Here is an 11,526-nt window from a genome sequence, read left to right on the forward strand (position 1 = left end):
TGGATTTTGTCAACCAGTTGTGGAGGCAGGATGAACAGAACCATGCGCGCGGTGGTTTACCTGGGTCCGGAAACAATTGAATTGCGCAACATGCCAATTCCCGAGCCGAAAGCGGGCGAGCTTCTGGTGAAGGTTCGAGCGGCGACCACCTGCGGCACGGATGTAAAAACCTACCGCCGTGGACATCCCAAATTTCCGCCGCCCTTCATTTTCGGCCATGAATTTGGGGGGGATGTCGTACAAGCCGGCGCGGGTGTGGAGCGCTTCCGCGAAGGGATGCGGGTCACAGCCAATGTGTTTGCCGAGTGCGGGGAATGTTTTTACTGCAACCGCGGGCAGGGCAATATTTGCGAAAACCTTGTTTACAATTTTGGGGCTTTCGCGGAATACATGATCATTCCGGCCTCCATCGTGCGCCGGACGACATTTGAGATTCCCAACCAGATCCCTTATGCGCATGCCGCGTTTCTTGAGCCACTCGTCACAGTGGTGCATGGCTGGCATAAGGCAGCGATCCAGCCGGGGGAAACCGTCGCAATCATCGGCGCGGGCGGACCGATCAGTCTCCTGTTCACACAGCTGGTCTTGCGCTCTGGGGCAGGCCGGATAATCGCCATTGGCCACAGCGCAACGAGACTGGATGTGGCCGGACAACTCGGCGCAACCCATCTGGTGCATGCCAAAGATGCCGATCCGGTCACTGCCGTACATGAGCTGACCGATGGATACGGTGCAGACCTCGTCATTGAATGCGCGGGCACAAAACAGACCTGGGAAGCCTCCATCGATGTCGTTCGACGGGGAGGGCGGGTCCTATGGTTCGGCGGATTACCCGCAGGCACGAACGTGGAGATCGACCCGGCACGCGTCCATTATGGAGAGATCGCACTGCTCAACATGCACGGAGGGACAGCCGCGGACGCGCGGGAGGCCTTCCATCTTATTGAATCGGGTGAAGTAAAGGTTGAGCCAATGTTAAATGGAGAGCTCCCTCTTGAGCAGGTGGAGCTGGCTTTGAAAAAGATGATCGCCGGGCGGGTGGTCAAAATGGTCATCAACCCGCTCTTGTAGCCTTGCATGACGTTTGTCACAACTTTCCAAAACCTGTTGACAAGTGGTCTCCACATGGCCTATAATTCACTCATGTGAAATTCAATTCACCTATGTGAATACAAGCTTTTCGGGAGTAGATCGATGCCAGAAGCCATGACGCCTCGTGAACGTGTCGCAGCCACTTTGAGCCATAAGGAACCCGACCGGGTCCCGATCTCGCTGGGAGGGTCTGCAAATCATTTGACGGAACAAAGATATGTTTTACTGCGCGACCACTTTGGGGTGGAAGACCTGCCGCGCAGAACCCTGGTTGGCTTTTACACCACCCCGGACTACAACCCGATCCTCGACAAGCTTGGCACGGACTTCCGCTTTATTCACATCCGCCCACCAGCGAATTTTGTGGCGAATTCAATGCTCGGGGAATTCAAGGAGTTCGTGGACGAGTGGGGCATCACCCACCGCCTGGTCTCCGGGTATTATGACCTGCACGGCGCACCGCTGGGCAGGGATCTCACCATCGAAAAAATAGAGAAATATCCGTGGCCGGATCCATACGATCCGGTTCGGCTGCAGGGGGTGAAGGAGGAAATCGAGCATCTATACAACAATACGGATTATGCGATCGTGGCCCACCGCCCGGTCTATGGAAACCTGTGGGAAATGACGCGGGCATTGGTCGGGATGGAGAACGCCCTGCTCCTGACAATCTCGGATACCCACATCTTTGATCATCTGCTGGGCAAACTGGCCGAAGTGCTGGATGGTTTCTACGATGCATTTCTCAGTGTTGTCGGTCCCTACGTACAGGTTGTGGAAATGGCTGATGATTACGGCACGAACGCCGGACCCATGTTCAATCCCTCTGTCTACACAAAATTCCTCAAACCTCGCTATAAAAAATCGATCGAATTGATCAAGAGGAAGGCACCCCAGGCGAAGGTGCTCCTGCACAATGACGGCGCGATCCGCAAGTTTATCCCTGATCTGATCGAGACCGGATTTGATATTCTCAATCCCATTGAGGGGCATCTGCGCGGGATGGATCCTGTTGAATTGAAACGCGATTTTGGCAGGGATCTTACCTTCCAGGGCGGTGTGGACGTGAAGACCGTTCTCAATAACGGCAGCATGGAGGATGTGCGCCGTGAAGTCCGCCTGCGAATCGAACAGATGGGCGAAGGAGGCGGCTACATTCTTGCGCCGGCCCATAATTTCAGCAATGACATTCCCCTTGAAAACATGCTCGCCTTTTTTGAAGCCGGGCACGACCTTGGAAAGTACCCATTAAAACCATGATCCTCGAAGAATTACGCACCCACGTCCTGCAAACGGCCCTGCGCCTGCCAAAATACAACCTGGTCTGGATGGCTGGCGGGACAGTCTGTGCCCGTGATCCGCAAAGCGGGCATGTTGTCGTCACGCCCAGCGGGCTGGACTACGAACGCCTCACAGCGGACGACATGATCGTCACCGATATGGATATGAATCGGATCGAAGGCAGATATCGCCCGTCTGTGGCGCTCAACCTTTGGACCGGCTTCATGCGTGCCAGGCCCGAACTGTACGCTGTCGTCCATACCCACTCACCCTATGCGACCGCGTTTTCCCTTGTATACCAATCGATCCCAGTCATTACCGAGACCATGGCGGATTGGTTTGGTCGGCCTGTACCGGTGACTCGTTACTTAAGTGTCGAGGATCCCGAATTCCCCACCTTGCCGGTCGAAGTGATGGGGGACGGGTATGCCGTACTGCTGGGCAATCATGGACCGATCACGGTTGGTACAACGCTTAACCATGCCCTTGAACGTGCCGTGACACTGGAGGAAGCCGCGCGGACGTATATGATCGCGCGAAACATCAGCGAGCCTGTTGTATTAACGGAAGAACAGGCGCGCGCCTCGTTTGACTATTACCACAACCGCTACGGTCAGAAGAAGTCATAGGAGATGATTTGTGCTGGAATTCAATCAGTCGTTAATCGCGTTTGACCTGCAGGCAAAGGATGCCAGGGAAGTCATCGACCTTTTGGCGGGGAGGATGCATATGCAGGAGCTTGTCAGCGCAGACTACGGGGCGCAGACCTGGGCACGTGAAATGATCCATCCAACAGGACTGCCGACCAAACCTTTCTGCATTGCCTTCCCGCATGCGGACGCCGAGGGAGTCAAGCGGTCTGCATTGGGAGTGGCTGCAATGCGTCAGCCCGTGAAATTTCAAAATATGGCGGACCCGGACGAAGGTCTGGATGTGATGCTGGTCTTTATGCTTGCCAATCGCGATCCACAGGAACAGGTCCAGACATTGAGAAACCTGGCTGTCTTATTTGGTCAGCCTGAAAAATTAGTGGAACTGCGGGACCAGGCCAGTCTGCAGGGGGTGGAATCCTGGCTGAGGCGTGAGCTCCGCCTGAGTTGAGGATGCAGATGCCGGACTGGTTTCGAGAAGGAGGAAGACTGCTAAATATTTTTCTACGTGTTCACCCCGATAGTCGACTATCTTGTGTGGAAGGAGGAAGAATACTATATGGGTAAATTGATTGTAGTTGCATGTGGCGCCGGCATCAACACATCCACGATCGCGGAGGATTCGATCCGTGAGCGCATGGCGCAGGAAGGCTTTGCGGATGTGGAGGTCAAGCGCATACTGATGGCTGATATTGAGGGCTATCTGACGCGCGATGATCTTGTCATGGTCGTTTCGATGATGAAGATCTTCCGTACATTTGATGTACCGGTGATCCAGGGCATGCCATTCCTGATTGGCTCACAGGATGAGAAAAATGTGCTCCTGGATAAAATCGTTGAAGTCATCAAGAACGTTTAATTCGGATCGTTTGATCCATAATCGTATTCACAAAAGGAGAATGTAAAATGGGATTCCTATCTACTGCTGTTGGTTGGTTGCTTGGCCTCGGCTCGTCCGTGATCGTGATGATCGTTCTGATCATCCTTGGTCTGGTCTTTCGGGTGGGCTGGCAAAAAGCGGTCCGCGGTGGCATCACCACGGGCGTTGGGTTGGCTGGTTTGTTCCTGGTGGTCAATGTGATCATTGGCGCCTTGCAGCCGGCGGTGGCTGAAATGGCGACTCGGTTTGGGCTGACCAAGACAATCGTCGATGTTAACTGGGCCGATGCGGGCATTGCCTGGGGCTGGCCTGGTGTGGCCGGCTTGATCGTATCGCTCCTGGTGGTCAATATCCTGATGGTCGTGCTCAAGCTGACCAAGACCCTCTGGACCGATGTCTGGTCCTACTGGCATGGTTCTGCTCTGGCTGGCTTTGTCTGGGCGGCGACAGGCGGCAACGTTTTTCTTGGCATCCTGGCGGGCGTCTTGTACCTTGTGGCAGGCGGCCTGATGAGCGATATGACCGCCAAGAAGTATCAGGAATTCAATGACATGCCCGGTATCGGTGTTCCCTGCGGAACGACCGTACAGGCGAGTTTGTTTGCGATGCCGGTCGTCTGGCTATTGGACCGCATTCCTGGAATCAAGGATTGGGATGCATCCCCCGAAGGCATCAAGAAACGCTTCGGCCTGGTCGGCGAGCCCGGTGTTTTGGGCTTCCTGTTGGGTGTCATCATCGGCATTTTCGCATACGGCACCACCACAGGTGATCTGGGCTCGACCAAGATCCTGGGGTTGGGCATGAACGTTGCGGTCATGATGATGATCCTGCCCCGCATGGTCTCGATCATTGCCGAAGGCATCGTACCGATCACAATGTCCATTGTCCAATATATGCGCGAACGCTTCAAGGACCGCGAGATCTATGTGGCCGTTGATTGTGCGGTGCTCTTGGGCCACCCGGCTGTGATGGCCTCCACGATCATCCTGTTCCCGCTGCTTGTGCTGCTTGCAGCGGGCCTGCCGGGCGTGAATATGTTGCCCATTGCATCCCTGGCTGTTGTTCCTTTCTGGGCCGGCGCGGTCGTACCGTACACCAAAGGCAACGTGATCAAGACCGTCATCGTGCTTCTGCTCTATGCGATCCCCTTTATGTACTTCTCAACACTGATGGTGGATTCTCAAACGGAAGCCTATAGAATGATGGGCCAGTTTAGCGAACAGATTGAACAGGGTCTGAAACTGGGAAGCTGGGACATGGGCGGTGACATCCTTGGCTTCTTCATCCGACAGATCTTCGGATTGTTCAGCTAGCCTGCTAAAAACCAAATACAAAGGGTGGCTTCCGCTCCATGTTGGGGTGGAAGCCACCCCCCATCAGTGAATGATCGAGAGGTTTTCATGTCTACATTCAAGGTTTGCGTTGTTGGCGGGCATTGCAGCAACCGGGTCATGATCGTGGCCGAGCAGCTTACCGAGTTCTTTGAGAAGAAAGGCATTTCTTGTCAGGTCTTCACGCACCTCGCAGCGAGCGAATATGGTTTTCCTCCGCGCTCGAATCTCATCCTGCAATTGCTCCCCGCCTTCACAGAAGAGGATTCCGGATGCCCGGTCATTAATATCAAACCTTTGATCGGCGACCCCATGCACCCGGCTACGATCGAAAAAATACTGAAGCAGGTGCAAGCTGACTACATTGCGTAAACGGCTTGCACGTACTTCAGTATTTAGTGGAGCTTTATAGTGAGTTCTAGAATTTATCTCGATTATTGCGCAACAACACCGGTCCATCCCGATGTACGCGAACAGATCTTGCGTGCTCTCGATGAGGACTTTGGCAATCCATCCAGCCTGCACTGGGCGGGCCGGGATTCGAAGCAGCTCATGAGTCAGGCACGCGTGGATGTGGCCGAGGGGATCGGGTGCCGCCCGGACGAGATCACATTTACCAGCGGAGCAACGGAGGCGGACAACCTTGCCCTTTTCGGAAACCTGCGCAAGTTTCAGCCCGGCAAGGCTCATCTGATCACATCGTCCATTGAACATCATGCCATCCTGCATGCGGCGGCACAGCTGGAACAGGAAGGGTACCCGGTAACCTACCTGCCGGTGGATCAACATGGCCTTGTAAACCCGCAGGCTGTCCGTCATGCAATTCGCCCCGAGACAAAATTGATTTCCATCATGTCGGTCAACAATGAGGTTGGCTCGATTCAACCGATTGCTGAAATTGGCGGGATCGCCCGCGAGCACAACATCCGTTTTCACACAGACGCCGTACAGGCGCTGAGCCTGTACGATGTAAGGGTGAATGATTTAAATGTTGACCTGCTCTCCCTCTCCGCGCACAAGATCTATGGACCCAAGGGAAGCGGTGCACTTTATATACGGTCGGGTCTTCAGCTGACCCCGATGATTCTGGGGGGCACACAGGAAAACTCGCTGCGCGCAGGGACCGAGAATGTTCCCGCCATTGTCGGCCTGGGCGCAGCCATGAATCTGGTCCGCCGGCATCGATTGGATGAGCGCGCCCATATGCTCGAGTTAAGGAGGAATTTGGTGAACGGCTTGAGAGCCATCAGCGCCGCCGTCCTTGTGAACGGCCTGGAGGAAAAGACCGCACCCCATATTCTTTCCGTCAGTTTTACCGGCGTGGACGCGGAAATGATGCTGATCCGCCTGAATGCCGAAGGGATCGCAGTTTCGTTGGGCTCTGCCTGTACTTCAACATCCATCGAGCCGTCGCATGTACTCACCGCGATGGGAGTACCGCGGGAGCAGATCGAGTCGACGCTGCGGATCTCGCTGGGCATGCCCACCACGCAGGAACAGATCAACATGCTGCTCAATGCAATTGCGCGCATTTTACCGCGTGTGAAAGTTCAATAATTTTATCGTTGGAGATGAAAATGGAGAAGAAAACCTTGCGGGATCGTTCAAGTTTTTTAGCCGATGTGGCGGAGATGTACTATCTTGAAGAACAGAACCAGGCGAAGATCGCCAAAACCATTGGTTTAACGCGCTCCATGGTTTCACGCATGCTGACAGAGGCGCGTGAAAACGGCATTGTGGAAATTCGCATCCAGCGTCCGCTTCAATTCGATCCCGAGCTTGAAAGTATGCTGAAGGAGAAATTTGGCCTGAAAGATGCTTTTGTGGTGGTCACCCACCACCGCAGTGGCGAGAGACTCACCCGTATCCTTGGAAATGCGGGTGCGCAAATGCTTGCACGTTATCTTGGACCCAAAAAAATTCTGGGGTTGGCGTGGGGGACATCCATCAGCGCGACGGTGGATGCATTCGAGGCCAGGGAGACCATGCCGGTCAAAGTGGTGCAATTGGTGGGAGCCATGGGTGCCCGCATCATGGAATACGATGGGCATGACCTAGTAACGCGCATCACGGAGAAACTTGGCGGTGAGGCGTATTATCTCAATGCCCCTTATCTCTGCCAGAGTCCCGAAATAGCAAAATCGCTGTTGGAGACAAAGAGCATTCGGGAAACCATTGCGATGGGCAAGAAAACAGATCTTGCATTATTGGGAATCGGCACCACGTCACCCGATTTTTCAAGTTTCTATCTTGCAGGCTACGTAACCCGCCGTGAACTCGATGAACTGCGGAAAGCGGGGGCCATCGGTGATGTGTGCGGGCTGCATTTTGATGTGAATGGTCAAGCCGCCTGTAATGATTTTTGTGAGCGTCTGGTTTCCATCCGCAGCCAGGATCTGCTCGGCATTCCGGTGCGTCTTGCAGTGGCCGGCGGCGAAGGAAAGGCGGACGCCATTCTCGGAGCCTTAAGAAGCAAGTATGTAAATGTATTGGTCTGTGATAGCAAAACTGCCAGGAAGGTTCTTGAACTGGCAAAAACCAAATAAACGAGGAACTCGATGCCCAAAGACAAAGCCAGGACAAAAGAGAAACAGAGCAATTTGCACGGGCAGTTTGGAGAGCGCGTACAGCGCCTGGGTGTATCCGATGAGGATCTGATTGGTTTATATCGGACGATGTGCACCGTCCGTCATTTCGAATACATGGCGGACAAGCTGTATGCAGCGGGAAAGGTCCATGGAACGATGCATCTTTCGGCCGGGCAGGAGGCGGTTGCGGCAGGCATCAGCCTGGCGGTCCAGCCGGATGATTACCTGATCAACCATCACCGCGGGCATGGACATTTCATCGCCAAGGGCGCGGACATCAACCTGATGATGGCTGAGTTCCTCGGCAAGGATACCGGCTACAACCACGGGCGCGGCGGTTCGATGCACATCGCCGATTTTCAATCCAATAACCTGGGTGCAAATGGTATTGTGGGCGGGGGCATCCCCCAGGCGGTCGGTGTTGGACTTGCACTTCAAATGCAAAGACGCAAGGAGATCTGCATTTGCATCTTCGGTGACGGGGCAGCCAATGAAGGTGTCTTTCATGAAGCCATGAACATGGCGGCACTATGGAAACTTCCCATCCTGTATGTCTGCGAGAACAACAAGTACGGAATGTCCATGGATGTGGAACGGGCGACTGCGAAGCTGCCAATTGCGCAACGTGCGGAAGGATATGGAATTCCCTGGGCATGTGTGGACGGCAATGACGTGGTTGAAGTTTATGATTCAATGAAAATCGCTGTTGAGCATATCCGTTCCGGCCAGGGACCTTATTTTGTTGAGACAATCACCTATCGTTATTTCGGCCACTCCAAGAGCGATCGCAATCTGTATCGCTCAAAGGAGGAGATCGAGGATTGGAAGCAGAACCGCGATCCCATCATGCGCTTTACCAAGCATTTGTTGCAATCCGAAATTTTGGATGAAAACCTGGCGCAGGAAATCGACGGTCAGTCCGAACAGGTCATCCTCAAAGCCGTGGAATTCGCTGAAGCCTCCCCCGAACCGGATGTATCCACCCTGATGGAGTATGTGTATGCCAGAAATATCCTATCTTGAAGCCATTCGACAGGCACTATGGCAGGAAATGAAGCGGGACGAGCGTGTCTTTCTGCTGGGTGAAGACATTGGCCGCTATGGTGGTGCATTCGGTCTGACGCACGGGATGCTCGACGAGTTCGGGCCGGAGCGTGTGCGCGAAACCCCCATCTCGGAGGCCACGATTGTCGCCACAGCGATTGGTGCTTCTTTGCTCGGAATGCGCCCAGTGGCCGAGATCATGTTCATGGATTTTGTCATGCTGGCACTGGACCAAATTGCCAATCAGGCGGCGAAAATGCACTTCATGTTCGGTGGGCGTACAACCGTTCCGATTGTCGTCCGTATGCCGGGTGGTTCCGGTTCCGGTGCGGCCTCCCAGCATTCCCAATCACTGGAAAGCATCCTGATGCATTTCCCGGGTTTAATAGTCGTCAATCCATCGACACCCTACGATGCAAAGGGATTGATGCTCGCCTCCCTTCGGGATCCGAACCCGGTTTGTTTTGTGGAACACAAGGTGCTCTATAAAACCAAGGGCGAAGTGCCCGAAGATGATTACATCATCCCGATCGGCGTGGCCGAGATCAAACGTGCCGGTCGCGATATTACCGTGGTTGCCAACAACATCATGGTCATGAAGACCCTGGGTGTCGCAGAAAAGCTTTCCAGGGATGGCATCGAAGTGGAAGTGATCGACCCGCGCACCCTGCTGCCGCTCGATACGAACACCATCATCCAGTCTGTCACCCGTACAGGCCGCCTGCTGGTCGTGCATGAAGCCTGTCAAACAGGCGGCTGGGCTGGAGAGGTGATCGCATCTGTCGTTGGCAGCCCCGCTTTCGATTTTCTTGATGCGCCCGTGCGGCGGCTGGGCGGAAAGGACGTTCCCATTCCGTACAACCGTGGACTGGAAAAATTTGCCATCCCGCAGGAAATCGATATCGAACGGGAAATCCGCGCACTCGTGCAGGGCAAGGTGTAGCATGCCCGTTCCCTTCATCATGCCCAAGTTCGATATGGATCAGGAAAAAGCCACCATTATTTCATGGTCCAAAAAGGAAGGCGACCCGGTACAGTTCGATGAAACTGTTCTGACTGTTGAAACTGAAAAAGTTGCCATCGATGTTCCCGCGCCTGCCACTGGGATTCTTGCGGGAATTCAATATAAAGATGGCGATGTGGTCCCTGTTACGGAAGTGATTGCCTATGTATTGAAGGAGGGCGAATCGCTTGCCGATCTGCCCAAAACGGATTCACAAGCGCTTCCCACCCAGCCTGAGGTTGTATCATCCCCGCAAGAGGCTCCGCTTTCAAAACCCATTATTGCTCCTCAAAACGCCTCTGTGAACGCCACCCCTGTTGCCATACGAATAGCAAAAGAGGAAGGCATTGACCTGTCCAAGGTCCGTGCGTTGGGGGGGAACAAGATCACGCGTGATGATGTACAACATTATATGAAGGAACAACAGAAGCCGGCCAGCCGTGTTGCGGTCCCGGCGACGCCCGCCGCGCGACGAATATCGGCAGAGACGGGCATCCCTCTCGAAACGGTAACAGGTTCCGGCCCGCGTGGACGCGTTCAGTCTGCTGATATATTGGCAACTGTCAATTCGCGCCCGGCCTCCACAACAGAGATCCATGGTCGTGAGGCGCAGGTGGTCCCGCTGACAGGCATCCGCCGTACGATCGCCGAGCGGATGCAACAAAGTTTTCAGGAGGCACCCCATATCGCCCTGACCATCGATGTTGATATGACGGAAATGGAAGCCACGCGCAAACGGTTCAATCTGCAAACCGAGAAATTGGGGCAGCCAAGAATTACGGTGACCGCCCTGATGATCAAGATGGTGGCCTGGGCACTGGTGCGCAATCCATATATCAATGCATCCTTCGATGACGACGCAATTTCGCTATGGCAGGATGTGAACATTGGCGTTGCCACAGCGGCCCCTCATGGATTGGTCGTTCCTGTTCTTAAAGGCGCTGATCATCTGGGCGTCAGTGAGATCAATATGCGTTTGATCGAACTGGCGAACAGGGCACGCGACAATAAATTGAAACTGGAGGATGTGCAGGGTGGCACGTTCACCATCTCCAACCTGGGAATGTTCGGCATTCGCCAGTTTCGCGCGGTGATCAACCCGCCGGAAAGCGCGATCCTTGCAGTTGGGAGTCTGGTTCGGAAGCCGGTGGTTGTGGATGACAAGGACCGCGTTGAAGTTCGCCCGATGGTTTCCCTGACCCTTTCCGCCGACCATCGTGTGATCGATGGGGTGGTGGCCGCGCGTTTCCTCTCGGATCTCCTGGCAGGCATCGAATCACCTGGTCTGCTTTTATTTTAGAAGGCTGTTTGTACATGCACGTGTTAAACCCTGCCCGGAACTTCATCAAGGAGTAAATAAACAATCATGGCTGAAGCAACGATACAAGTAAGACATCAATCCGGTTTACACGCACGTCCCGCCGCATTGTTTGTCCAGGCTGCAAATAAATTTCAATCAAAGATCCTGGTCAGGAATTTAACCGCAGAAGGCAAATTTGTGGACGCAAAAAGCATCATCATGGTCCTGACACTGGGTGTGATGAAGGATCATGAAGTGATCATTCAAACGGAGGGCGCAGATGCCGAGGCTGCCCTGGATGCACTCAGATCGCTTATCGAAACCAATTTCGGCGAGGCCTAGTCCACTGCAAGGAAA

The 11,526-nt window shown here is 54.1% G+C and carries 13 protein-coding genes; all 13 read left to right on the forward strand.

Annotated elements, in window-relative coordinates:
* Nucleotides 1-30: 30 nt before the first annotated feature.
* Entirely contained in the window at nucleotides 31-1,071 is a 1,041-nt protein-coding gene (locus QY332_16595) for an alcohol dehydrogenase catalytic domain-containing protein (protein ID WKZ35233.1), read from the forward strand.
* A gap of 123 nt (nucleotides 1,072-1,194) precedes the next feature.
* Nucleotides 1,195-2,352, forward strand: coding sequence for a uroporphyrinogen decarboxylase family protein (locus QY332_16600; protein ID WKZ35234.1), 1,158 nt, complete (start codon nucleotides 1,195-1,197; stop codon nucleotides 2,350-2,352).
* A complete protein-coding gene (locus tag QY332_16605) occupies nucleotides 2,349-3,002 on the forward strand; it encodes a class II aldolase/adducin family protein (protein WKZ35235.1) in 654 nt (217 codons plus the stop codon). The genes QY332_16600 and QY332_16605 overlap by 4 nt, the downstream gene beginning before the upstream one ends.
* 10 nt (nucleotides 3,003-3,012) lie before the next feature.
* The gene (locus QY332_16610; protein ID WKZ35236.1) at nucleotides 3,013-3,474 is read left to right on the forward strand and encodes a PTS sugar transporter subunit IIA; all 462 of its coding nucleotides are present in this window, start codon (nucleotides 3,013-3,015) and stop codon (nucleotides 3,472-3,474) included.
* A gap of 108 nt (nucleotides 3,475-3,582) precedes the next feature.
* Entirely contained in the window at nucleotides 3,583-3,882 is a 300-nt protein-coding gene (locus QY332_16615; protein ID WKZ35237.1) for a hypothetical protein, read from the forward strand.
* 47 nt (nucleotides 3,883-3,929) lie between these two features.
* Nucleotides 3,930-5,216, forward strand: a complete 1,287-nt coding sequence (locus QY332_16620; GenBank protein WKZ35238.1) for a PTS transporter subunit IIC — start codon at nucleotides 3,930-3,932, stop codon at nucleotides 5,214-5,216.
* Nucleotides 5,217-5,303: 87 nt separating this feature from the next.
* Entirely contained in the window at nucleotides 5,304-5,606 is a 303-nt protein-coding gene (locus QY332_16625; protein ID WKZ35239.1) for a hypothetical protein, read from the forward strand.
* Between the two features lie 39 nt (nucleotides 5,607-5,645).
* A complete protein-coding gene (locus QY332_16630; protein ID WKZ35240.1) occupies nucleotides 5,646-6,791 on the forward strand; it encodes a cysteine desulfurase family protein in 1,146 nt (381 codons plus the stop codon).
* 20 nt (nucleotides 6,792-6,811) lie between these two features.
* Nucleotides 6,812-7,780, forward strand: a complete 969-nt coding sequence (locus tag QY332_16635; GenBank protein ID WKZ35241.1) for a sugar-binding transcriptional regulator — start codon at nucleotides 6,812-6,814, stop codon at nucleotides 7,778-7,780.
* A 12-nt stretch (nucleotides 7,781-7,792) separates the two neighbouring features.
* Nucleotides 7,793-8,845, forward strand: coding sequence for a thiamine pyrophosphate-dependent dehydrogenase E1 component subunit alpha (locus QY332_16640; GenBank protein ID WKZ35242.1), 1,053 nt, complete (start codon nucleotides 7,793-7,795; stop codon nucleotides 8,843-8,845).
* Nucleotides 8,823-9,809, forward strand: a complete 987-nt coding sequence (locus tag QY332_16645) for an alpha-ketoacid dehydrogenase subunit beta (GenBank protein ID WKZ35243.1) — start codon at nucleotides 8,823-8,825, stop codon at nucleotides 9,807-9,809. Before QY332_16640 ends, QY332_16645 begins: the two co-directional genes overlap by 23 nt.
* Nucleotide 9,810: 1 nt before the next feature.
* Complete coding sequence (locus tag QY332_16650; GenBank protein ID WKZ35244.1) at nucleotides 9,811-11,169, forward strand: 2-oxo acid dehydrogenase subunit E2; 1,359 nt, start codon at nucleotides 9,811-9,813, stop codon at nucleotides 11,167-11,169.
* A 66-nt stretch (nucleotides 11,170-11,235) separates the two neighbouring features.
* Nucleotides 11,236-11,511 (forward strand): HPr family phosphocarrier protein, encoded by a 276-nt coding sequence (locus tag QY332_16655; GenBank protein WKZ35245.1) that lies wholly within the window; start codon nucleotides 11,236-11,238, stop codon nucleotides 11,509-11,511.
* The last annotated feature ends 15 nt before the right edge of the window (nucleotides 11,512-11,526 follow it).

Source organism: Anaerolineales bacterium (genome assembly GCA_030583885.1).
Lineage (GTDB): Bacteria > Chloroflexota > Anaerolineae > Anaerolineales > Villigracilaceae > Villigracilis.

Bases quoted from the DNA above. Each gene is read 5' to 3' on its own strand.
- QY332_16595 (WKZ35233.1), top strand. From the start codon at position 31: ATGAACAGAACCATGCGCGCGGTGGTTTACCTGGGTCCGGAAACAATT.
- QY332_16600 (WKZ35234.1), top strand. From the start codon at position 1,195: ATGCCAGAAGCCATGACGCCTCGTGAACGTGTCGCAGCCACTTTGAGC.
- QY332_16605 (WKZ35235.1), top strand. From the start codon at position 2,349: ATGATCCTCGAAGAATTACGCACCCACGTCCTGCAAACGGCCCTGCGC.
- QY332_16615 (WKZ35237.1), top strand. From the start codon at position 3,583: ATGGGTAAATTGATTGTAGTTGCATGTGGCGCCGGCATCAACACATCC.
- QY332_16620 (WKZ35238.1), top strand. From the start codon at position 3,930: ATGGGATTCCTATCTACTGCTGTTGGTTGGTTGCTTGGCCTCGGCTCG.
- QY332_16625 (WKZ35239.1), top strand. From the start codon at position 5,304: ATGTCTACATTCAAGGTTTGCGTTGTTGGCGGGCATTGCAGCAACCGG.
- QY332_16635 (WKZ35241.1), top strand. From the start codon at position 6,812: ATGGAGAAGAAAACCTTGCGGGATCGTTCAAGTTTTTTAGCCGATGTG.
- QY332_16640 (WKZ35242.1), top strand. From the start codon at position 7,793: ATGCCCAAAGACAAAGCCAGGACAAAAGAGAAACAGAGCAATTTGCAC.
- QY332_16645 (WKZ35243.1), top strand. From the start codon at position 8,823: ATGCCAGAAATATCCTATCTTGAAGCCATTCGACAGGCACTATGGCAG.
- QY332_16650 (WKZ35244.1), top strand. From the start codon at position 9,811: ATGCCCGTTCCCTTCATCATGCCCAAGTTCGATATGGATCAGGAAAAA.
- QY332_16655 (WKZ35245.1), top strand. From the start codon at position 11,236: ATGGCTGAAGCAACGATACAAGTAAGACATCAATCCGGTTTACACGCA.